This window comes from Klebsiella planticola ATCC 33531, assembly GCF_000735435.1.
GTDB lineage: Bacteria > Pseudomonadota > Gammaproteobacteria > Enterobacterales > Enterobacteriaceae > Klebsiella > Klebsiella planticola.
Map to the genome: position 1 here is coordinate 241,622 of NZ_JMPP01000024.1, position 21,084 is coordinate 262,705.

At 59.1% G+C, this 21,084-nt stretch carries 20 protein-coding genes and 1 riboswitch; of the genes, 10 read left to right on the forward strand and 10 right to left on the reverse strand.

Translation table 11 applies throughout. From position 1 onward, the window contains the following. Positions 1 to 187 precede the first annotated feature (187 nt). From GRPL_RS13590 to GRPL_RS13580, 3 genes are read left to right on the forward strand one after another with little or no spacing between them, the layout of a single operon-like run. Positions 188 to 1,876, forward strand: a complete 1,689-nt coding sequence (locus GRPL_RS13590; RefSeq protein ID WP_032686730.1) for a sensor histidine kinase — start codon at positions 188 to 190, stop codon at positions 1,874 to 1,876. Next, positions 1,870 to 2,589, forward strand: coding sequence for a two-component system response regulator BtsR (gene btsR / locus GRPL_RS13585; RefSeq protein ID WP_032686731.1), 720 nt, complete (start codon positions 1,870 to 1,872; stop codon positions 2,587 to 2,589). The genes GRPL_RS13590 and btsR overlap by 7 nt, the downstream gene beginning before the upstream one ends. Before the next feature lie 53 nt (positions 2,590 to 2,642). Beyond that, on the forward strand, positions 2,643 to 3,110 hold the full coding sequence (locus GRPL_RS13580) for a YehS family protein (RefSeq protein ID WP_032686732.1): 468 nt from the start codon (positions 2,643 to 2,645) through the stop codon (positions 3,108 to 3,110). A 143-nt stretch (positions 3,111 to 3,253) separates the two neighbouring features. On the opposite strand, the gene GRPL_RS13575 is transcribed toward GRPL_RS13580, so the two are convergent. Next, the gene (locus GRPL_RS13575; protein WP_032686733.1) at positions 3,254 to 3,715 is read right to left on the reverse strand and encodes a YehR family lipoprotein; all 462 of its coding nucleotides are present in this window, start codon (positions 3,713 to 3,715) and stop codon (positions 3,254 to 3,256) included. A gap of 181 nt (positions 3,716 to 3,896) precedes the next feature. Continuing rightward, entirely contained in the window at positions 3,897 to 5,930 is a 2,034-nt protein-coding gene (gene metG / locus GRPL_RS13570) for a methionine--tRNA ligase (protein ID WP_032686769.1), read from the reverse strand. A gap of 153 nt (positions 5,931 to 6,083) precedes the next feature. Here metG and apbC point away from each other — a divergent pair, with 153 nt between their 5' ends. After that, positions 6,084 to 7,193, forward strand: coding sequence for an iron-sulfur cluster carrier protein ApbC (gene apbC / locus GRPL_RS13565; RefSeq protein WP_032686734.1), 1,110 nt, complete (start codon positions 6,084 to 6,086; stop codon positions 7,191 to 7,193). 101 nt (positions 7,194 to 7,294) lie between these two features. On the opposite strand, the gene GRPL_RS13560 is transcribed toward apbC, so the two are convergent. Further along, positions 7,295 to 7,612 (reverse strand): RcnB family protein, encoded by a 318-nt coding sequence (locus tag GRPL_RS13560; protein WP_004864698.1) that lies wholly within the window; start codon positions 7,610 to 7,612, stop codon positions 7,295 to 7,297. A gap of 187 nt (positions 7,613 to 7,799) precedes the next feature. Between GRPL_RS13560 and GRPL_RS13555 the strand changes: the two genes are divergently transcribed. Next, on the forward strand, positions 7,800 to 8,726 hold the full coding sequence (locus tag GRPL_RS13555) for a LysR family transcriptional regulator (RefSeq protein ID WP_032695424.1): 927 nt from the start codon (positions 7,800 to 7,802) through the stop codon (positions 8,724 to 8,726). Here the strand turns inward: GRPL_RS13555 and GRPL_RS13550 are convergent. Next, positions 8,723 to 10,066, reverse strand: coding sequence for an NCS2 family permease (locus tag GRPL_RS13550; protein ID WP_032686735.1), 1,344 nt, complete (start codon positions 10,064 to 10,066; stop codon positions 8,723 to 8,725). The two genes, GRPL_RS13555 and GRPL_RS13550, sit on opposite strands and share 4 nt — an antisense overlap. A 2-nt stretch (positions 10,067 to 10,068) precedes the next feature. Then, entirely contained in the window at positions 10,069 to 11,880 is a 1,812-nt protein-coding gene (locus GRPL_RS13545; RefSeq protein ID WP_032699138.1) for an adenine deaminase, read from the reverse strand. Positions 11,881 to 12,004: 124 nt separating this feature from the next. Between GRPL_RS13545 and GRPL_RS13540 the strand changes: the two genes are divergently transcribed. Then, positions 12,005 to 12,946 (forward strand): LysR family transcriptional regulator, encoded by a 942-nt coding sequence (locus tag GRPL_RS13540; RefSeq protein ID WP_032699139.1) that lies wholly within the window; start codon positions 12,005 to 12,007, stop codon positions 12,944 to 12,946. Here GRPL_RS13540 and GRPL_RS13535 read toward each other — a convergent pair. Next, positions 12,930 to 13,352 carry a universal stress protein gene (locus GRPL_RS13535; protein ID WP_032686739.1) on the reverse strand — a complete coding sequence of 141 codons (423 nt, stop codon included), beginning with the start codon at positions 13,350 to 13,352 and terminating at the stop codon, positions 12,930 to 12,932. The genes GRPL_RS13540 and GRPL_RS13535 overlap by 17 nt on opposite strands. A gap of 231 nt (positions 13,353 to 13,583) precedes the next feature. Next, positions 13,584 to 13,680: riboswitch (TPP riboswitch) on the forward strand. Positions 13,681 to 13,714: 34 nt separating this feature from the next. Here GRPL_RS13535 and thiM point away from each other — a divergent pair. Genes thiM through GRPL_RS13520 form a run of 3 tightly spaced genes read left to right on the forward strand, consistent with a single transcriptional unit; the run spans position 13,715 to position 16,076 of the window. Then, complete coding sequence (thiM, locus tag GRPL_RS13530) at positions 13,715 to 14,491, forward strand: hydroxyethylthiazole kinase (RefSeq protein ID WP_032699140.1); 777 nt, start codon at positions 13,715 to 13,717, stop codon at positions 14,489 to 14,491. Further along, entirely contained in the window at positions 14,488 to 15,288 is an 801-nt protein-coding gene (gene thiD / locus GRPL_RS13525) for a bifunctional hydroxymethylpyrimidine kinase/phosphomethylpyrimidine kinase (protein ID WP_032695417.1), read from the forward strand. Before thiM ends, thiD begins: the two co-directional genes overlap by 4 nt. Before the next feature lie 41 nt (positions 15,289 to 15,329). After that, entirely contained in the window at positions 15,330 to 16,076 is a 747-nt protein-coding gene (locus GRPL_RS13520) for a GntR family transcriptional regulator (protein ID WP_032686744.1), read from the forward strand. Here the strand turns inward: GRPL_RS13520 and GRPL_RS13515 are convergent. From GRPL_RS13515 to GRPL_RS13505, 3 genes are read right to left on the reverse strand one after another with little or no spacing between them, the layout of a single operon-like run. Continuing rightward, entirely contained in the window at positions 16,050 to 17,015 is a 966-nt protein-coding gene (locus GRPL_RS13515; protein ID WP_032699142.1) for a PfkB family carbohydrate kinase, read from the reverse strand. The two genes, GRPL_RS13520 and GRPL_RS13515, sit on opposite strands and share 27 nt — an antisense overlap. Further along, positions 17,012 to 18,016, reverse strand: a complete 1,005-nt coding sequence (locus GRPL_RS13510) for an ADP-ribosylglycohydrolase family protein (RefSeq protein ID WP_004864665.1) — start codon at positions 18,014 to 18,016, stop codon at positions 17,012 to 17,014. The genes GRPL_RS13515 and GRPL_RS13510 overlap by 4 nt, the downstream gene beginning before the upstream one ends. Next, positions 18,013 to 19,290, reverse strand: a complete 1,278-nt coding sequence (locus GRPL_RS13505) for a nucleoside permease (protein WP_032686746.1) — start codon at positions 19,288 to 19,290, stop codon at positions 18,013 to 18,015. Before GRPL_RS13505 ends, GRPL_RS13510 begins: the two co-directional genes overlap by 4 nt. Before the next feature lie 247 nt (positions 19,291 to 19,537). Between GRPL_RS13505 and fbaB the strand changes: the two genes are divergently transcribed. Further along, positions 19,538 to 20,590, forward strand: coding sequence for a class I fructose-bisphosphate aldolase (gene fbaB / locus GRPL_RS13500; protein ID WP_032699146.1), 1,053 nt, complete (start codon positions 19,538 to 19,540; stop codon positions 20,588 to 20,590). A gap of 51 nt (positions 20,591 to 20,641) precedes the next feature. Here fbaB and GRPL_RS26265 read toward each other — a convergent pair. Continuing rightward, positions 20,642 to 21,084 (reverse strand): MFS transporter (locus GRPL_RS26265; protein WP_155274625.1); only part of this gene is annotated, 443 nt, incomplete at its 5' end.

Here is a 21,084-nt window from a genome sequence, read left to right on the forward strand (position 1 = left end):
CCCTATAACTGTAGAAGCTGTTTGCGGAAGAGGAAATATTCGTTCATTTTTTGTTCGCTTAATCGACGGGAGGCGGGCAAGAAGTGTGATCCTGACCATGATTTGCGATTTTCTTGTAGTGCTTCAAAGAAAGTGATGACCCGGCAGTGTATGTTACGCGCTTTCGAGTGAAGCGTGGTCTGTGGGTATGTACGAGTTTGATCTGGTGTTGTTGCTGCTTCAGCAGATGTGCGTGTTTTTGGTCATTGCGTGGCTGATGAGCAAGACACGGCTGTTCATCCCGCTGATGCAGGTGACCGTTCGTCTACCGCATAAGCTGCTGTGCTACGTGACCTTCTCCATTTTCTGCATTATGGGGACCTATTTTGGTCTGCATATCGAAGACTCGATCGCCAATACCCGCGCCATCGGCGCCGTGATGGGCGGCCTGCTCGGTGGCCCGGTCGTCGGCGGCCTGGTGGGGCTGACCGGCGGGCTGCATCGCTACTCGCTCGGCGGCATGACGGCATTAAGCTGCATGGTTTCGACGATTGTCGAAGGGCTGCTGGGCGGCCTGGTCCACAGCGTGCTGGTCAAGCGCGGGCGGCCGGATAAGGTCTTCAGCCCGCTCACCGCCGGCGCGATCACCTTCTTTGCCGAGCTGGTGCAGATGATGATCATTTTGCTGATCGCCCGGCCGTTTCAGGACGCGCTGCATCTGGTGCAAAGCATCGCCGCGCCGATGATGGTCACCAACACCGTGGGCGCCGCGCTGTTTATGCGTATCCTGCTGGATAAGCGGGCGATGTTTGAGAAGTACACCTCGGCTTTTTCCGCTACCGCCCTCAAGGTGGCGGCCTCGACCGAGGGGATCCTGCGCCAGGGGTTCAACGAAGAGAACAGCATGAAGGTGGCGCAGGTGCTGATTCAGGAGCTCGATATCGGCGCGGTGGCCATTACCGATCGTGACAAGCTGCTGGCGTTTACCGGTATTGGCGACGACCACCACCTGCCGGGCAAACCTATCTCTTCATCCTATACGCAAAAAGCGATTGATAGCGGCGAAGTGGTGTATGCCGACGGCAATGAAGTCCCTTACCGCTGTTCTATTCACCCCAACTGTAAGCTGGGGTCGACGCTGGTTATCCCGCTGCGCGGTGAAAATCAGCGGGTGATAGGCACCATTAAGCTGTATGAAGCGAAAAACCGCCTGTTCAGCTCCATCAACCGCACGCTCGGGGAGGGGATCGCCCAGCTGCTGTCGGCACAAATCCTCGCCGGGCAGTATGAACGACAGAAGGCGCTGCTGACGCAATCGGAGATCAAGCTGCTCCACGCGCAGGTGAATCCCCATTTTCTGTTTAATGCCTTGAATACCCTGAAGGCGGTGATTCGCCGCGACAGCGATCAGGCCGGGCAACTGGTGCAGTACCTGTCGACCTTTTTCCGCAAGAATCTGAAGCGGCCGTCGGAGTTTGTGACTCTGGCGGATGAGATTGAGCACGTGAATGCTTATCTGCAAATTGAGAAAGCGCGTTTCCAGGCCAATTTACAGATTCAGATGCTGGTGCCCGACGCGCTGGCTCACCATCAGCTGCCGGCGTTTACGCTGCAGCCCATTGTTGAAAACGCCATTAAACACGGCACGTCGCAGCATCTCGGGGTAGGGGAAATTACCATTCGCGCCAGCCAGCACCAGCGCTGGCTGCAGTTAGATATTGAGGATAACGCCGGCCTGTACCAGCACAATCCCAACGCCAGCGGGCTGGGAATGAGTCTGGTGGACCGCCGTTTACGGGCGCGCTTCGGCGCCGACTGCGGCATTACCGTGACCTGTGAAGCGGAACGTTTCACCCGCGTCACGCTGCGACTGCCTCTGGAGGAGAATGCGTGTTAAAAGTGTTGATAGTTGATGATGAACCGCTGGCACGAGAAAATCTGCGTGTTTTACTGGAGTCCGCCAGCGACATTGAGATAGTCGGGGAGTGCGGCAACGCGGTGGAAGCGATTGGCGCGGTGCACAAGCTGCGCCCGGACGTGCTGTTTCTCGATATTCAGATGCCGCGCATCAGCGGCCTGGAAATGGTCGGGATGCTCGATCCTGAACACCGGCCTTACATCGTGTTTCTGACCGCTTTTGACGAGTATGCGGTGAAGGCCTTCGAAGAGCATGCCTTTGATTATCTGCTGAAACCCATCGAAGCCCAGCGGCTGGAGAAAACCCTGGTGCGCCTGCGTCAGGAGCGCAGCCTGCAGGATATCTCGCTGCTCGACGATACCCAGCAGGCGCTGAAATATATTCCCTGTACCGGCCACAGCCGCATCTGGCTGCTGCAGATGGAGGATGTCGCCTTTGTCAGCAGCCGGATGAGCGGAATTTACGTCACCGACCGCGAGGGGAAGGAGGGGTTTACCGAGCTGACCTTACGCACCCTTGAGAGTCGGACGCCGCTGCTGCGCTGTCATCGGCAATATCTGGTGAATATGGCTCACCTGAAAGAGATTCGCCTTGAGGAAAACGGCCAGGCGGAGCTGCTGATGCGGGCCGGGCAAACGGTGCCGGTGAGCCGTCGCTACTTAAAAAGTCTGAAAGAGGCGATTGGTCTGTAAAACGACGGAATCATGGTAGACTTAGCGCCAGCATTTTTCATCATGAAGGCATTATGATCAGTAACGATATCTTACGTAGCCTGCGCTACACCCTGAAAACCAATAATAACGACCTGGTGCGCATTTTTGCGCTGGGCGATTCCGTCGTCAGCGCAGAGCAGCTGGTACCGTGGCTGAAAAAGGAGGACGAAGAGGGCTTCCAGCGCTGCCCGGACATTATGCTGTCGATCTTCCTTAACGGCCTGATCTACGACAAGCGCGGCAAAGATGAGGCGGCTCCGCCGCTGGCGGTTGAGCGCCGGGTGAATAACAATATCGTGCTGAAAAAGCTGCGCATTGCCTTTTCGCTGAAGAGCGATGATATCCTCGCCATTCTGACCCAGCAGAAGTTTCGCGTGTCGATGCCGGAAATTACCGCCATGATGCGTGCGCCGGATCATAAGAATTTCCGCGAATGCGGTGACCAGTTCCTGCGCTATTTCCTGCGCGGTCTGACCGAGCGCGTACACGCTAAGCCCTGAATTACCTGCCCGCTGAACGCTCCCGGCTTGCGCCATGCTTAGCCGGGCCACCACGACCGGGCCGGGCGATGACAGGCGCAATTTTCTGTGTCCGTGTTGCCCGGGTAAGGCTTTTACGCCGCCACCCGGGAATGCTCGCCGGTCTATTTCACTTCCTGAAACCCCTGCTCTTTGAGCAATTTCTCTGATTCCGCCATCGAAACATCCTTGAGCGCGCAGTGGGTCACCATTGAGCCGGGCAGCTTACACAGTTCGCTGATGTTGGCCCGGGTAAAATCCACGCTGAGATGTTCCAGCGCCTCGGTATCTTTGTAATCGATGTTCTGTTCCACGCCTTTAACGTCGAGATAAACGCTTCTCATCGGCTCAATTAATGCCCGCGCCTGCTCCTGATTCGCCGCGCCGATGGTCTGATAGGGAATGGTGTTATTGGCTTCCTGGCGCAGGACTTTGTCGCCGACATAATGGTAGGTAAACACCAGCCCGACGCCGTTTTCCATCCGGGTGAAGGTTTTGCTCTTTTCGTCGGGATTATCGCAGCCTGCGAGGCCGACAATCACCAGCGAAGCCGCCAGAGCGGTCACCATCCTGCGGTAAATATTCATCACGGTCCCTTGGTTGATAGTGAATGGCGTACCGGTTTTTCAATCGGCAGACAGGTTGATTATTGTCAGGATTGCGGTAGCGCGCAACGCACAGAAAAAGGCAGGAGAGGGCAGAATCGTCAGGTGGTGGAGGCGCGGAAGGGACAAAAAAAGCGCTGCCGGAGCAGCGCTTGATGCGGGATTATTTTACCTGCTGACCCGGCTGGGCGCCGCTGTCAGGGCTTAACAGGAAGATATCCTTCCCGCCAGGGCCCGCAGCCATCACCATCCCTTCCGAGATGCCGAAGCGCATTTTACGCGGCGCCAGGTTGGCCACCATCACCGTCAGGCGACCGATCAGCACCTGCGGATCCGGGTAGGCGCTACGAATGCCGGAGAAGACGTTACGTTTCTCGCCGCCCAGATCGAGGCTCAGGCGCAGCAGCTTGTCAGAACCGTCGACAAATTCGGCGTTTTCAATCAGCGCGATGCGCATGTCCACTTTGGCGAAATCGTCAAAGGTGATGGTGTCCTGAATCGGATCGTCCGCCAGCGGGCCGGTTACCGGCGCGGCGGTGGCTTTCACCTCTTCTTTCGACGCTTCGACCAGGGCTTCAACCTGCTTCATCTCGATGCGGTTGTACAGCGCCTTGAAGGCATTGACCTTATGCGACAGCAGCGGCTGCTGGATAGCATCCCAGTTCAGTTCGCTGTTGAGGAAGGCTTCGGCACGCGCGGTCAGCTGCGGCAGGACCGGCTTGAGCCAGGTCATCAGCACGCGGAACATATTCAGGCCCATGGTGCAGATGGCCTGCAGATCGGCGTCGCGGCCTTCCTGCTTAGCAACCACCCACGGGGCCTGCTCGTCAACGTAGCGGTTAGCCACGTCGGCCAGCGCCATGATTTCACGGATGGCTTTACCGAACTCACGGCTGTCCCACGCTTCGCCAATGCTTGCTGCCGCATCGGTGAAGGTTTTGTACAGCGCCGGATCGGCCAGCTCAGCGGACAGCATGCCGTCGAAACGCTTATTGATAAAACCGGCGTTGCGCGAGGCGAGGTTAACCACTTTGTTGACGATGTCGGCGTTTACGCGCTGCACGAAATCTTCCAGGTTCAGATCGATATCATCGATGCGGGAAGAGAGCTTGGCGGTGTAGTAATAACGCAGGCTGTCGGCGTCAAAATGGTTCAGCCAGGTGCTGGCCTTGATAAAGGTGCCGCGTGATTTGGACATCTTAGCGCCGTTGACGGTGACGTAACCGTGAACGAACAGGTTGGTCGGCTTGCGGAAACCGCTGCCTTCCAGCATCGCCGGCCAGAACAGGCTGTGGAAGTAGACAATATCTTTGCCGATAAAGTGATACAGCTCGGCGTCGGAGTCTTTCTTCCAGTAGGCGTCAAAGCTTTCGCTATCGCCGCGTTTGTCACACAGGTTCTTGAACGAGCCCATGTAGCCGATCGGCGCATCCAGCCAGACGTAGAAATATTTGCCCGGCGCGTTGGGGATTTCGAAGCCAAAGTACGGCGCGTCGCGGGAAATATCCCACTGCTGCAGACCGGACTCGAACCACTCCTGCATTTTGTTCGCCACCTGCTCCTGCAGTGCGCCGCTGCGGGTCCACGCCTGCAGCATTTCGCTAAAGGACGGCAGGTCGAAGAAGAAGTGCTCAGATTCACGCATCACCGGGGTCGCGCCGGAAACCACGGATTTCGGGTCGATCAGCTCAGTCGGGCTGTAGGTCGCGCCGCACACTTCGCAGTTATCGCCATACTGATCCGGTGATTTACACTTCGGACAGGTGCCTTTCACGAAACGGTCCGGCAGGAACATCCCTTTTTCCGGATCGTAAAGCTGAGAGATGGTGCGGTTTTTGATAAAACCGTTCTCTTTCAGACGGCCGTAGATCAGCTCAGACAGCTCGCGGTTCTCGTCGCTGTGCGTCGAGTGGTAGTTGTCGTAGCTAATATCAAAGCCCGCAAAATCGGTCTGATGCTCCTGACTCATTTCGCCAATCATCTGCTCAGGAGAGACGCCAAGCTGCTGAGCTTTCAGCATGATAGGCGTACCGTGGGCGTCGTCTGCACAGATGAAATTGACCTCGTTGCCGCGCATTCGCTGGTAACGGACCCAGACATCAGCCTGGATGTGCTCCAGCATGTGGCCGAGGTGGATTGAGCCGTTAGCGTACGGCAGCGCGCACGTTACCAGAATTTTCTTCGCGACTTGAGTCATAGTGAGCATTACATCTTCTGTTGTAAAAAGGGCTTTTGATATTACCAAAAGGGCACTGGGTGCGCCATAAATGGCTGACCATATATGGATAATCCTCAGCTGTGATAAACTCAATGATTACTGAAAGCCTCTCATAACAACAAAGGAGTCGGGATGAATTCGCAATCCCAGGCCAAATCCCCCGAACGTCTACGTGCGATGGTCGCCGGAACGTTGGCTAATTTCCAGCACCCCACTTTGCAGCATAATCTCACTGCGCTGAAGGCACTGCACCACGTCGCCTGGCTCGACGATACCGTGCATATCGAGATCCAGATGCCGTTCGTCTGGCACAGTGCTTTTGAAGATTTAAAAGAGCAATGTAGCGCCGATCTGCTGCGCATTACCGGCGCGCAGGCGATTGACTGGAAGCTGTCGCATAACATTGCCACGCTGAAGCGGGTAAAAAATCAGCCGGGCGTCAACGGGGTCAAAAATATTATTGCCGTCAGCTCCGGCAAAGGTGGGGTGGGTAAATCCTCCACGGCGGTGAACCTGGCGCTGGCGCTGGCCGCGGAAGGGGCGAAAGTCGGGATCCTCGATGCCGATATTTATGGTCCGTCGATTCCCACCATGCTCGGTGCGGAAGATCAGCGTCCCACCTCGCCAGACGGCACCCATATGGCGCCGATCATGAAATTTGGCCTCGCCACCAACTCCATCGGCTATCTGGTGACCGACGATAACGCCATGGTATGGCGCGGACCGATGGCCAGCAAGGCGCTGCTGCAGATGCTGCAGGAGACGTTGTGGCCGGATCTGGATTATCTGGTGCTGGATATGCCGCCAGGCACCGGCGACATTCAGCTGACCCTTGCGCAGAATATTCCGGTCACCGGCGCGGTGGTGGTGACCACGCCGCAGGATATCGCGCTGATCGATGCGAAAAAAGGCATCGTGATGTTTGAGAAGGTGGAAGTGCCGGTCCTCGGCATCGTCGAAAACATGAGTATCCATATTTGCAGCAACTGTGGTCATCATGAGCCGATTTTCGGCACCGGCGGCGCTGAAAAGCTGGCGGAGCAATACCACACTCAGCTGCTGGCCCAGCTGCCGCTGCACATCAATTTGCGTGAAGATCTGGATAACGGTAAGCCGACCGTTGTTGCCCGCCCGGAGAGCGAGTTCACCGAAATTTATCGTCAGCTGGCGGGACGCGTGGCGGCCCGGCTCTACTGGCAGGGAGAAGTGATTCCCGGTGAGATTGCCTTCCGCGCGGTGTAGCGTCGGCGGATAGCACAACGCCCTGTACTTTTCTGATCCGCGGCGGACAGCAAAAGGACAGGGCGTTTTTGTTGGTCCGTCCGGCGACGGACCGTCAGCCATTAGTGCTGATAGAAGATTTCGCCGTCGTAAATTTTGACAATTTTACCTTCGGTATCGGTGATCAGCACGTAGCTGCCGCCCATATAGGTGTAGTGAGTACCGGCGTCCGGCGCGGGCAGGTTACGCTGCTGCCACTGTTTAATGGTGTATTCTGGCGTCAGATAAAGCGGCGGTACGGTGTCGCCTACGCGAAACTGCGTGAAGTCTGCGGTGAAACCATCAAGTTCATATTTTTGTACGCCGCTGGTGGAGGCTGCCCAGACGGTACTGGTGCTGGCCAACAGTACGCCCAGAAGCATCATTTTTGTTTTACGCATAATTTCCTCATTATTATCCTGGATTACCCTGGACACAAAATCGCAGCCTCGTATCATTCCTGAAGCATGGCCGGGAAGGCAAGCGTTGGTTGCGTTAAAAATGTAAGAAAACGATGGGCCGGTTGCCGGATTTGGCGCAGAGCGGCGGTTTTGAGAACAATCCTGGTAGCAGGATTCGGGAGTCAATATGTTCAGACTGGAAGATCTGACGTTATTTGTTCGTGCGGCGGCGCTGGGTAGTTTCAGCGATGCGGCGCGGGAGGTCGGGCAGCAGCCGGCGCAGGTGAGTGCGGCGATTAAGCGCCTGGAGACCACGCTCAATATTCGTCTTTTTGCACGCTCCACCCGCAGCCTACGTCTGACGCCCGAAGGGGAAACCTGGCTGCCTTATGCCACCCAGATGCTTGATACGCTGCATGCCGGGCTGCAAAAAATTCAGGTGCCGGATGACGAGGTCCGCGGGACGTTGCAAATTGCGGTACCCTCCGATCTGGGGCGCAATCTGCTGCTGAACGTCTTTCGCGCCTTTCGCCAGCGGCACCCGGCGCTGAAGCTGCGCATTCTCTTTTCCGACCATCGGACCGATGTGTTTAAAGATCCGGTCGATGTTGCCTTTCGCTACGGTGACAACGACGATGCCTCGTTTATTTCGCTCCCCGTCGCGCCGGAAAACCGGCGGGTGCTGGTGGCTTCTCCGCAGTGGATTGCCCGGCACGGCTCTCCGCAGACGCCGGAGGCGCTGGCGCAACATCCTGCGCTACTGTACGTGCTGCGCGGCAGGCAGTTCGATCGCTGGACCTTAAGTCTCAACGGGGTGGTTGAGCATATGCAGGTTTCCGGCGCCATCATCAGCGATGACGCCGAGGTGATTCGCCGCCTGGCCATTGCGGGGGAGGGCTTTGCCTATAAGTCAGCGCTGGATGTCAGCGATGATATTCGGGCCGGGCGCCTGCGGGTGCTGCTGCCGCACTATCAGGGCGACAGAGTCCCGCTCAATATGATTTGTCCGCACCGCAAGCAGCTTTCTGCAGCGGTGCGGTTACTCTATGAAGAGGTCAGGGCGCACTGTGAAACGGTGCAGGCCGACGCGCTACGCGGGCCTGTGGACGTTTAGTGCCTCACCAGGGTGGCGAAATAGTAGACCAGCGGAACGGCGAGGATCCACAAACCCAGCGGGATTTCTCGCCACTTGCCGGCAACCGTTTTAATCATGATGTAGAACAGCAGTCCGCCGGCGATACCGGTGCCGAAGCTGTTGGCGATCAGGGTGATCATCACCATCATTAATACCGGCAGCCCGTCGGTGAAGCTGGAGAGATCGACTTTGCGCAGGCCGCTGAACATGTTGAGGCCAATCAGGATCAGCGCCGGAGCGGTGGCCTCTTTTGGGATCATCAGGGCGACCGGGGTAAACAGCAGCATCAGCAGGAACATCACCGCCGCGGCCAGCGCCGTGAGTCCGGTTTTACCGCCCGCTTCGGCGGCGGCGGAAGATTCGATCAGCGCGGTCGCCGCCGGGATCCCCAGCCACGGGCCGATAGCTGCCGCAATCGAGTCGACCATAAACGGCCGGTTGATGTGCGGCATATTGCCCTCTTCATCCAGCAGTCCCGCTTCGCCGCCCACCGCCAGCGTGGTCCCCATGGTGGAGAAAAACTCTGAGGCGAAAAAGACAAACAGGAACGGCAGGAAAGCAATGTTCAGCGCGCCCAGCATATCGACGTGGCCGAAGACCGGCGCCAGCGAGTGCGGCATCGCGATAAAACTGTCCGGCAGACGAGTGACCCCCGCCGGAATCCCCACCAGGGTGGCAAACAGAATCGCCCATAAAATGGCGCCCGGGATGCGCCGCGCCTGCAGCGCAATCGCCAGAAACAGGCCGCACAGCGCCACCAGCGCACCGGGAGACAAGAAATCACCCAGCATCAGGGCATTGGTTTTGGCATTCGCCAGCACCAGGCCGGCATTGCGAAAACCGAGTACCGCCACGAACAGACCGATTGAGGCCGTCAGCCCCAGCTTGATGGACTGGGGAACTGAACGGGTGACCACTTCACGCAGGCCGAATTGGGTTAACAGAAAGAACAGAATACCCGACCAGCAGGCGATGCCGAGGCCAATTTGCCAGCCGATCCCTTCGCTACCGGCCAGCGTGACGCCCACCAGCACCGAGCCGCCGATGCCTGGGCCGACGATAAACGGCAGGTTAGCGTAAAACGCCATCAGCAGCGTCGCGGCGACGAAGACCAGAATCGTTCCGGTGGTGGCGGCGCCTTTGTCCATGCCGCCCACCGCCAGCAGGCCGGGGATGACCACCAGCAGATAGGCGGCCGCAAGAAAGCCGGTGATCCCGGAAAGGCACTCGGTACGCAGCGTGCTGCCGCGGGAGCGCAGGGCAAAACGGCGCTCCAGCCAGCTTCCTTGTGTGGAGGTATGCAGTGTGTTGTCGGCCATGCTCAGGCTCCCCGGAGATTATTGTTGTGAGGGTCGGTGGCCGGGGTTTCCCGGCAGTCTATCAGCGGTTCGACAATCTGGCGGGTGGTGCCGTCGGTCAAACCTAAATCGGTCAAATGTGGTCCGGCATTGCAGGCGAGGCAGGTGCCTTCGATAGCCTTAAATACCCGGTAGGGCGGCTCCCAGTCGGCGATTTCTGCGCTCAGGTCGCGTAATTCGCCGAACTGCCGCGCGAGTTCTGCCGCCGGCAGATCGGAGAGCATGCCGGCAATCGGCATCGCCACGTGGGCGAGAATATCCCCCTGACGGGAGAGCGCCATCCCGCCGCCGGAGGCAATCAGCCGGTTGGCGGCCAGCGCCATATCCTCAGCGCTGCGTCCCAGCACCACCAGGTTGTGTGAATCGTGCGAGTAGCTGGTGGCGATGGCGCCGCGCAGCTCGCCCCAGCCTTCGAGCAGGGCGATTTGCGGCGTCGCCTGATGGCGGCCGTGGCGATGCTTCACCCAAATCAGGCTAAATCCGGCGGGCAGCTGAACTTCGCCGTGGCGCACCTGCACCTCGACTTCTCCCCACTGCGTAAAGCGCGCGCCGCGAATATGCCGCAGGCGGGCAACGCCGTGAACAATACCGGGGATCCGCAGCACAAAATCGTCCGCATTCAGCGGCGCCAGACGCAGCGTGTTGCGCGGCGGGGTCACCCCCTCTGCGGCTGGAATGGGCTGGATCAGCGCGCCGTCGCGGGCGACCAGTTTCCCGGCGACATACACTTTGCGGGCCGCGAGCTTCTCCAGTGAATCAAACACCACCAGGTCGGCGCGGCGGCCAGCGGCAATCAGCCCTGAATCGTGACGCTGCAGGCGAATGGCGGCGTTGAGGGTGGCGAAGCGCAGGACGTCGGTGGCGGCGAGACCGTGTTCAATCAGCAGGTTGAGCAGGGCGATAATGCCGCCCTTTTCCAGCAGCATATCCGGGGGGACATCGTCGGTGCACACCGTGATCTGCGAGGAGAGATGCGGCAGGGTTTTCAGGGCCTTGACGATATCCGGCAGCAGATAGGGGTGCGAGCCGCGAATTTCGAGGGTCAAACCGGCGCGCAGCTTTTCCAGCGCGTCTTCTGCGGAGGTCAGCTCATGATCGGAGGTGACGCCCGCCGCGAGGTAGGCCTGGAGATCGGCGCCGCTCAGCCCGCGGGCGTGGCCTTCAATCAGCTTGCCGCTGTCGAGACCGGCCTGAACAATCTCCTGCATCCGGGTGCTGCCGTTCAGCACGCCATGCATGTCCATCACTTCCGCCACGCCGCGCACTTCCGGCCATGCCAGCATGGTCGCCATCTCCGCTCCGGCAAAATCGGCGCCGGACATTTCCAGCCCCGGGGTCGAAGGGACGCTGGAGGGGGCGGCGACCATCACCTGCAGCGGCAGGTTGCGGCTGGCGGCGACGGCATAGCGCACGCCTTCGACCCCGAGGACGTTAGCCAGCTCATGCGGGTCCCAGAAGACCGCGGTGGTTCCCTGGGCGAGGACAATTTCCGCGTAGCGTTCGGGAGGGAGGTGGGAACTCTCGAGATGGACATGGGTATCCATCAGCCCCGGCGACAGGTAGGCGCCATCCAGCGCATGGCGTTGGTGGGCATCGGCGCGGCTGCCGCGCGGGTGCACGCTGGCGATCATCTCGCCGGTGATGCCGACATCGGCTTCGCGGATTTCGCCAGTGACCATGTCGACTATCTGCGCCCCGGTTAACAACAGGTCAAAAGGTATTTCGCCCCGGGCGGCCATGACGGCGCGGCGGCGGTTTTCAGCATTGCTGGACATAACAACTCCGGCACAAGGATAATGGGGGTACTCTAGGGGCACAGCAAACGTTTGCCCAGATGAATAAATTTATCGCCCGATAAGCTCGGGTTATTCTGCCCGATTACCCTTAGCGAAGAATAAGATGACCGAACCGTGGCAGCGCCTGCCTGCGCTTTCTCTTAAACAGCTACAGTACTTTGTTACCCTGGCGGAGCTGCGTCATTTTACCGATACCGCCAACCGTCTGGCTATCAGCCAACCGGCGTTGAGCAGTGCCCTGCGGCAAATCGAAACGGTGCTGGGCGGCAAGCTGGTCAATCGCACCGCCTCGTCGGTCACGCTGACCGAACTGGGCGCCGCCATTCTGCCGCACGCCCGGCGCGTGCTGAGCGTGGCCCAGCTGGCGTTTCATGACATGGAGCAGATTGTCGCGGCCGGCGGCGATGGTACCGTGCGTATCGGTCTGGTGCCCTCGGTGAGCTCGCTGCTCTTTCCGCTTCTGCCGCAGGTGCTGGCGCAAACCTTTCCCCGGCTGCGGGTCGAGTTTCACGATCAGACCAATGATGCGCTGGTGCGTGAGCTGCAAAGCGGGCAGATTGATTTCGGTATCGGTGCCATCGACAGCTCGCTACCCGCCGCGTTACAGATCTACCCGCTGCGTGAAGATCCGTTTGTGGCGGTGCTGCACGGTGACGATCCGCTGGCAGACCAGCCGCACCTGCCGTGGAAACTTCTCGCCGGACGCGATATTGCGGTGTTCTCGAAAGGGAACATTCAGCGCCTGGTGGGCGCGCTGGCGGAAAGCCATCGCCTGACGCTGAACACGCGGTTTCAGGTGGACTATATTGAAACGCTGTATGGCCTGGTGCGCTCGCGTCTGGCGATTGCCATTCTGCCTGAGCTGTATACCACCCATCTGCAGGATCCGGTACTGAAAATCGCGCAGCTCCAGCAGCCGGCGCTGGCGCGGACGGTGGCGTTAATGCGCGGACCGCAGCCGCTGCCGCCGCTGATTGAGCAGTGCTTTACGCTGCTGCTCAATTCGCTACGCGAGTCGTCCGCGCGGCTCAGGGCAGATGCCTGATCAGCACGTCTATCGTCAGATGATTAATATACTCCAGCGAATGAGATGCCATGACTCCCAGCAGGCGGTTGTGATGCCCGGCGATAATCAGATCAATCCCCCGCTGGTTTACGCAGGCTTCAACATCTGCAAAACGGCGGGTGGTGACCAGCGACAGGGTTTGCACCGGTAGCGAGACGCTGGCCGCCAGCTCATTGAGCAGTACTTTCGCCTGGAGCACCTCCTCAGATACATCATCATTCAGCAGGCTGTCGGAAACGTAATTCAGCGCCCGATAGTCGGTGCTGATATGGGCGAGGGTGATGCGCATAGCGTTCTCTTCCGCCATTCTGGCCGCATGCTGGAGCAGCGGAACGCCGTCCTGGCTGCTGTTAATCAGCACCAGGGCATGGTGATAAACGGGCATAGCCTACCTCGACGAGTGGAGGGACCGGGAACGTCGCTCCCTGACGTTCATTTTGTGCCCGCCGCAGGGGGAATGCAAATGGCGCGGGAGAGCGGGCGACGGTTCGGTAAAGAGATATGAAGGTTAATGCCACGAAGGCCCCACTGCCGAAGACCGTGGGGCCTTCGTGGCGGAGCGCTTGCGTCAGGCGTCGGCTTCCCGTAACCTGCCTGCAGAGAACGTTTATATCTTCTCGATGACTCGGGGTGCCCTTCCTGGTGAAGGCTGAGAAAGACCCGTACCACCTGATCTGGATAATGCCAGCGTAGGGAAGTCAGAGACCAAAGGGTCGTTGCTTCTTCATCGCCTGGCTGGAGCAAACGATGCAAGCTGAGCCTCTCAATCCCGCGCATATTGCGCATCTGCAACATCTTTTTCGCCGTCATTCCCCCCTTGTTCACTGCATGACTAATGATGTGGTACAGACCTTTACTGCCAACGTCCTGCTGGCGGTCGGCGCCTCGCCCGCGATGGTGATTGATCCGCAGGAAGCGAGCCAGTTTGCGGCGCTCGCGGATGCGCTGTTGATTAACGTCGGAACCTTAACCGTCGATCGTGCGCAGGCGATGCGCGCCGCGGTGCTCAGTGCGCAAAACGCAGGCAAACCGTGGGCGCTGGATCCGGTAGCGGTCGGGGCGTTAACCCTGCGCAGCGCGTTTTGCCATGAATTGTTGAGCCTGCAACCGGCCGCCATTCGCGGCAACGCGTCGGAGATTATGGCGCTGGCCGGAATGAGCGCCGGCGGACGCGGGGTCGATACCACCGATACCGCGGCGGCGGCGCTGCCCGCCGCGCAGGCTCTGGCGCGGCAGATCAATACCATTGTCGCGGTGACCGGTGAAGTGGATTACGTCACCGACGGCCAGCGTACGCGTGCGGTCACCGGCGGCGATCGCCTGATGACCCGGGTTGTGGGGACCGGCTGTGCGCTTTCGGCGGTGGTGGCGGCCAGTACCGCCATGCCTGGCGATCGCCTCGAAAACGTCGCTGCCGCCTGCGGCCTGATGAAACAGGCGGGCGGCGCGGCGGCGCACGGCAGAGGGCCGGGCAGTTTTACCCCGGCATTTCTTGATGCGCTGTACGGGGAGAACAACGGATGAAACGAATTAATGCGCTGACTATCGCCGGTACTGACCCCAGCGGCGGCGCGGGGATCCAGGCCGACCTGAAAACCTTCTCTGCCCTCGGGGCCTATGGTTGTTCGGTGATCACCGCGCTGGTGGCGCAAAACACCCGCGGCGTGCAGTCGGTCTATCGCATCGACCCGGATTTTGTTGCCGCGCAGCTGGATTCGGTATTCAGCGACGTCCGTATCGATACCACCAAAATTGGCATGCTGGCGGAAACGGATATCGTGGAAGCCGTGGCGGAGCGTCTGGCGCGCTATCAGATTGGCAACGTGGTCCTGGATACGGTCATGCTGGCGAAAAGCGGCGATCCGCTGCTCTCGGCTTCGGCGGTGGCGACGCTACGCACCCGCCTGCTGCCGCAGGTTTCGCTGATCACGCCGAATCTGCCGGAAGCGGCGGCGCTGCTGGATGCGCCGCACGCGCAGAGCGAAAAAGAGATGCTGGAGCAGGGGCGGGCGCTGCTGGCGATGGGCTGCGGCGCGGTGCTGATGAAAGGCGGTCATCTCGACAACGCGGAAAGCCCGGACTGGCTGTTTACCCGCGATGGCGAGCAGCGCTTCACCGCGCCGCGGGTCCAGACTAAAAATACTCACGGAACCGGCTGTACGCTCTCTGCGGCGCTGGCGGCGCTGCGCCCACGCTATCGCGACTGGGGAGAGACGGTTGCCGAGGCGAAAGGCTGGCTCTCTGCGGCGCTGGCGCAGGCGGATTCGCTGGAGGTGGGCCACGGTATCGGGCCGGTTCACCATTTCCACGCGTGGTGGTAAGCCTGATATACTGGCCTGAGAATTCTGCCAGGAAAAGATAAATGGAACAGGCGCATACCCGGTTAATTACCCAGCTTGTTGAACGGATTGCGGCGTCGGATAACGCGCCGCTCTATCTGAAGTTTGCCGACACGATCAAGGATGCCGTGCGCAGCGGCTGGCTGGAAAATGGCAATATTCTTCCCGGTGAACGCGATCTCAGTCAGCTGACCGGCGTGTCGCGCATCACCGTCCGCAAAGCGCTCCAGCTGCTGGAAGACGAAGGCGTGGTGACCCGCTCGCGGGGTTACGGGACGCAGATCAACAATATCTTTGAATATTCGCTGAAAGAAGCGCGCGGCTTTACGCAGCAGGTGGTTTTACGCGGCAAGAAGCCGGATACGCTGTGGGTGAACAAACGCGTTGTCAAATGTCCGGAGGAGGTTGCCCGGCAGCTGGCAATCGCGGTGGGCAGCGATGTGTTTATGCTCAAACGCATTCGCTATGTTGACGAGGACGCGGTCTCGCTCGAAGAGTCCTGGGTGCCTGCACATCTGATCCATGACGTCGATGCGATCAGCGTCTCGCTGTATGACTACTTTCGCAGCCAGCAGATTCTGCCGCAGCGGACCCGTTCGCGCGTCAGCGCCCGGATGCCGGACGCCGAATTTCAGTCGCATATTAAGATGGACAGCGCCATCCCGGTGCTGGTGATCAAACAGGTTGCCCTCGATCAGTACCAGCACCCCATTGAATACAGCATCAGCTACTGCCGCAGCGATCTATACGTTTTTGTGTGCGAGGAGTAGCGCTTCGCGGTGCGGGGCGCAATCGCCGCCCCGATGGCCCACGACCCAGGCCGCAACGGCATTCCCCAGCGTAACCGCTTCCCCCAGGCTCCAGCCGGCGGCCAGCCCGGCAAGCGTACCACCGGCGTGACTGTCCCCGGCGCCGATCGTATCGACGACCGCGGTCGGGAAAGGGGCGGCGAGACCGCTCTCCTGCGGGCTGAAATACCAGGCGCCTTCTTTATCCAGACGCACAATCAGCGGTGCGGCATATTTCTTCAGCCAGGCGGCGCCAAATGCGCTGACCTCGGGCGAAAATCCGTGCGCTTCAGCCGCGATGGCGGCTTCCTGGCGGTTGACGGAAACCAGTGGTTTCAGGGCCATCAGGCGCGCCATCAGCGTTTCGGGAATATCGGCAATCCGCGGGCCAAAGTCGATAAAGGCGCTCACCTGCGGCTGCCGTTCCAGCCAGGAGGCCAGCCGTTCGCCGCTGGCGGATGCCAACTGATAGCCGGAAAGATAGACCAGGCTGCCGGTGGGGGCATGCAGGCGTTCGAGCCACGCATCGCACCACTGATTTTCCACGCCGCTGAAGGACATAAAGGTCCGCTCGCCGTCCGGCTCTACCAGCGCCAGGCACCAGCCATTGTCGCCATCCGCCTGACTGATGACGCTGGTTAACCCCTCTTTGGCGAGGCGCTGGCGGATAATTTCCGCCCACACGCCCTGGCCAATCGGCAGCGCATTTTGTGCGTCGATCCCCAGCCTTTTTAAGGTCACGGCGATGTTTAACGCGCAGCCGCCGACATTGACGCTCTGCTGCTGCAGTTCGATATCACACCCGCGCCAGGGCAGAGCATAGGCGTCGGCGATCACGTCAATCACCGCGGCGCCGAGGACGGTGACCGGGCGTTGCGCCTTCAGCGTGGCCAGTTTATCCGTTAACTGTTGGGCATTCATTCGGCCTCCCGCTGCTGGCGATAGTGCATCAGGGCATCGGCGTAGCGGGTGAAGTCCAGCTTGTTGACCTCGTCCAGGCGCGCCTTGAAAGCGCCATCGATGGCGGAAACCCCGTGTAAAGCGCCGCAAATCGCCGTCGCCATGGCGCCGATGGTATCGGTATCGCCACCCAGGTTGGCGCAGAGAATGGCGCAGCGGTTAGGGTCGGTAGCGGCCAGTTCCACCATCGCTATCGCGCACGGGACGGATTCTATGGTGCTGGTTCCGGCGCCAATCAGCTGATAAAGCTGCTCGCTGGCGGACTCCAGACCGTCGGCCCGGCGTACGGTGCGTAACGCCAGCTCAATACGCAGCGCCAGCGAGGCGCTAAAGGTGGTGGTCTTCTGCTCCTGCGCGTGGCGCGCCACGGCCGGCAGGGCGTCAACAATCGCTGGCCAGCCGGCGCCGTCAACGGCGCGGGAGATAGCCCAGGCGATAACCGTCGCGCCGGCGATGGCCAAATCCGATTTATGCGTCGGGCTGGAGGCTGCGGCTACGTCGCTGATAAACGCATCAAGATTGCCGCCCGGCAGCAGACAGCCCAGCGGCGAGGCGCGCATCGCCGCGCCGTTGGTCACGCCGTTATTGTCCAGTTCGCTTACCGGTTTGCCGTGGCGAATCGCGTTGAGAGCAATTTTCGATGTTGGTCCTAAGACGTTTTTATTAAATGCATCAAAACCTTCTGCCCACCGCAGAATATGTTGGCCAATGACATCCGGGACGATCTGCCCGTCGCATTCGATAATGGCGTCAGCGAGACACAGGGCCATCGAGGTGTCATCGGTAAATTCCGCCTCGGCAAAGTAGCAGGCGGCGTTATTCTCCGCCGGGCCCGGCAGGAAGCGGTCGATCCAGCCAAAATGGGCCTTCACCCGCGATCGTGGCCATAGCTCTGACGGCATGCCCATCGCATCCCCTAACGCCTGCCCGTAAAGAGCACCGAGAATACGTTCTGCTTTCATTTCACTTCCCCTTGTTTAAGCTCAGCATTTTGTGGTTCGACGTCGATGGTCGTAATTTCTTTGTCCGATTCGCGGAAAAACACCATGAACAGCACGGCGATAATCGCAATCATGATGGCGCCGAACGTCCACATGCCCGCCCAGTTGAAGGTGAATCCGTTAACGGGTTGCGGGTAGGCGAACATTTTTTCCATCATCACGCCGCCGAGGCGGTAGCCGAGCAGGCTGCCAAAGCCCTGGCAGCAGAGCGTAATTAACCCCTGGGCCGCATTACGCATCGATACCGGCGCCTTCTTATCAACGTAGATATAGGCGGTGACGTAGTAAAAATCGTAGCTGACGCCATGCAGCAGAATGCCGAGGAACATCAGCGTATAGGTGAAATAGTTCTCCGCGCCGCCGAAGACAAAAAAGCCATAGCGAATGGCGGCGGTAATCAGACCAAGCAATAGAACCTTTTTAATACCAAACCGTTTAGTAAAGAACGGCAGAGCCAGCATAAAGAAGATTTCAGAGAACTGGCCGAGGGTCATCCATCCGGTGGCGTGCTTCATGCCGGCTTCGGTGAGGTAGCCGTTGGCGAAGATGTAATAGAAGGCCAGGGGCATGGCAAACAGAAAGGAGCAGAAGAAAAAGACGAGGAAGTTTTTGTCGCGTAGCAGGATTAACGCATCCAGCCCCAGCATCACTTTCAGGTCCAGTTTTCCACGGCTTTTCGGCGGCGTATCTGGCAGGAACAGGGCAAAGACGCCGAGCAGCGCAGAGCTGCCGGCGGCAATCAGCAGCGGGACATTGGTGGGCGAAATGTCGCTCAGGCCCAGCATCTGCGGTAAAAATCCGCATACCAGACCGGAGCCGATCCAGCCGATCGTCCCCATCACCCGAATCCGCGGGAAATCGCGCTCAACGTCCGCCACGTTAGAAAAGGCGATGCTGTTGGTCAGCGCGATGGTCGGCATGTAGGTTAACGAGTAGGCGAGCAGGAGCGGGAAGAAGCCGGCGAAGGTCGTCTGCTGCGCGGCGAAGTACATCAATATCGCCCCGGCGAACATCAGCACCGCCAGCACTCTCTGCGCGGAAAAGAAGCGATCGGTCAGCGATCCCACGAGGATCGGCGAAAGAATCGCTGCGATGGCGGTACAGGCGTAGGACCAGCCGATTTCACCGGCGCTGAAGCCGCTCTTACTCAGCCACAGCCAGAGAGGGACAAACCAGGCTCCCCAGATAAACCATTCAACGAACATCATGAACGACAGCTTTGCTGTAGTTTTCATCTTTAGATCCTTCATGACAGGTAGGGTACGCCTTTAAGATACCATTTGATAATACCTTTAAAATACCTTTGTGCGGATTGTTTGAGCAGGCTAACACTTTTTGTCCCTGAATCGTGCCAGCTGAAATGGCTGAAAAATGCGATTCCGGCTGGAAAATATGCTAAGACGGTACCAGGCTTAACCTGCCCAAATAAGTGGGTCAGGATAATACATGCCGGCTGCGGCCGGCACTTACGGGAGCATAGCTATGACTGATATTACGCAGTTGCTTGGCAAAGATGCCGACAGCCTTTTACAGCACCGTTGTATGACCATTCCAGCCGACCAGCTTTATCTGCCGGGGGCGGATTACGTTGACCGGGTCATGGTGGATAACAATCGTCCGCCGGCGGTGCTGCGTAATATGCAGACCCTATACAATACGGGGCGCCTGGCCGGAACCGGATACCTCTCCATCCTGCCGGTAGACCAGGGCGTGGAACACTCGGCGGGCGCCTCTTTTGCCGCCAACCCGCTCTACTTTGATCCGAAAAATATCGTCGAACTGGCTATCGAAGCCGGTTGTAACTGCGTAGCGTCGACCTATGGCGTGCTGGCCTCGGTATCGCGTCGTTATGCGCACCGCATTCCCTTCCTGGTGAAGTTAAATCATAACGAAACCCTGAGTTACCCGAACACCTTCGACCAGACGCTGTACGCCAGCGTAGAGCAGGCCTTTAATATGGGCGCGGTGGCGGTAGGGGCGACTATCTATTTCGGTTCAGAAGAGTCGCGTCGGCAGATTGAAGAGATCTCCGCGGCGTTCGAACGCGCGCATGAACTGGGGCTGGTGACCGTGTTGTGGGCCTATCTGCGCAACCCGGCGTTTAAGAAAGATGGCGTCGATTATCACGTGTCGGCCGATTTGACCGGGCAGGCTAACCATCTGGCGGCCACCATTGGCGCCGATATCGTGAAGCAGAAAATGGCGGAAAATAACGGCGGCTATAAGGCGGTGAACTTTGGTTACACTGACGATCGCGTCTATAGCAAGCTGACCACGGAGAATCCTATCGATCTGGTCCGTTATCAGCTGGCGAACTGCTATATGGGACGCGCCGGATTGATTAACTCCGGTGGCGCGGCGGGCGGTGAAACTGACCTGTCGGATGCCGTACGTACCGCGGTTATCAATAAGCGTGCGGGCGGGATGGGGCTGATTCTCGGTCGTAAAGCGTTTAAAAAATCAATGAGCGACGGCGTGAAGCTGATCAACGCCGTGCAGGATGTTTATCTCGATGGCAAAGTGACTATTGCCTGATCCTGAATGCGGTGACAAAACCCCTCTCTGTCGGGAGGGGTTTTTTTATGCTCAGGAGACGCTCGTTTTCAGCGCTACGGCAACGGAGGAGCGGGTCAAGCCCGGCTGCTCGACGCGAATATAGGCGCAGAGGAAAAAGGCCAGCACGTACAGCGCGGTATACGCCACCACCACCCCAATCGTACTGAAGTACGGCAGCAGCACCACCGCAATCGCCGGCGCCAGGAAGTTGGACAGCCCCGCCGACAGGTTGTAGACCGAGATCGCCGCCCCTTTATGCTGCGGCTCCAGCGCCGGGAAGACCGCCGCCATCGGCACAAACGCCGCCACAAAAATCCCCAGCGCAATCGCCGGCACCAGCGCCATGGCAAAGTTATGCCCGAAGTGCTGCGGGATGTAATAAAACGCCAGGCTCGACAGCGCCATGCCGATGCAGCCAAACCAGCGAATCACCTTCATCCAGCCCATCTTCTCCGCCACGATCCCCCAGAAAA

Excerpts from the sequence above, each read along its gene's own strand:
- GRPL_RS13590 (WP_032686730.1), top strand. The coding sequence starts at position 188 with ATGTACGAGTTTGATCTGGTGTTGTTGCTGCTTCAGCAGATGTGCGTG.
- GRPL_RS13580 (WP_032686732.1), top strand. The coding sequence starts at position 2,643 with ATGATCAGTAACGATATCTTACGTAGCCTGCGCTACACCCTGAAAACC.
- GRPL_RS13575 (WP_032686733.1), bottom strand. The coding sequence starts at position 3,715 with ATGAATATTTACCGCAGGATGGTGACCGCTCTGGCGGCTTCGCTGGTG.
- metG (WP_032686769.1), bottom strand. The coding sequence starts at position 5,930 with ATGACTCAAGTCGCGAAGAAAATTCTGGTAACGTGCGCGCTGCCGTAC.
- apbC (WP_032686734.1), top strand. The coding sequence starts at position 6,084 with ATGAATTCGCAATCCCAGGCCAAATCCCCCGAACGTCTACGTGCGATG.
- GRPL_RS13560 (WP_004864698.1), bottom strand. The coding sequence starts at position 7,612 with ATGCGTAAAACAAAAATGATGCTTCTGGGCGTACTGTTGGCCAGCACC.
- GRPL_RS13555 (WP_032695424.1), top strand. The coding sequence starts at position 7,800 with ATGTTCAGACTGGAAGATCTGACGTTATTTGTTCGTGCGGCGGCGCTG.
- GRPL_RS13550 (WP_032686735.1), bottom strand. The coding sequence starts at position 10,066 with ATGGCCGACAACACACTGCATACCTCCACACAAGGAAGCTGGCTGGAG.
- GRPL_RS13545 (WP_032699138.1), bottom strand. The coding sequence starts at position 11,880 with ATGTCCAGCAATGCTGAAAACCGCCGCCGCGCCGTCATGGCCGCCCGG.
- GRPL_RS13540 (WP_032699139.1), top strand. The coding sequence starts at position 12,005 with ATGACCGAACCGTGGCAGCGCCTGCCTGCGCTTTCTCTTAAACAGCTA.
- GRPL_RS13535 (WP_032686739.1), bottom strand. The coding sequence starts at position 13,352 with ATGCCCGTTTATCACCATGCCCTGGTGCTGATTAACAGCAGCCAGGAC.
- thiM (WP_032699140.1), top strand. The coding sequence starts at position 13,715 with ATGCAAGCTGAGCCTCTCAATCCCGCGCATATTGCGCATCTGCAACAT.
- thiD (WP_032695417.1), top strand. The coding sequence starts at position 14,488 with ATGAAACGAATTAATGCGCTGACTATCGCCGGTACTGACCCCAGCGGC.
- GRPL_RS13520 (WP_032686744.1), top strand. The coding sequence starts at position 15,330 with ATGGAACAGGCGCATACCCGGTTAATTACCCAGCTTGTTGAACGGATT.
- GRPL_RS13515 (WP_032699142.1), bottom strand. The coding sequence starts at position 17,015 with ATGAATGCCCAACAGTTAACGGATAAACTGGCCACGCTGAAGGCGCAA.
- GRPL_RS13510 (WP_004864665.1), bottom strand. The coding sequence starts at position 18,016 with ATGAAAGCAGAACGTATTCTCGGTGCTCTTTACGGGCAGGCGTTAGGG.
- GRPL_RS13505 (WP_032686746.1), bottom strand. The coding sequence starts at position 19,290 with ATGAAAACTACAGCAAAGCTGTCGTTCATGATGTTCGTTGAATGGTTT.
- fbaB (WP_032699146.1), top strand. The coding sequence starts at position 19,538 with ATGACTGATATTACGCAGTTGCTTGGCAAAGATGCCGACAGCCTTTTA.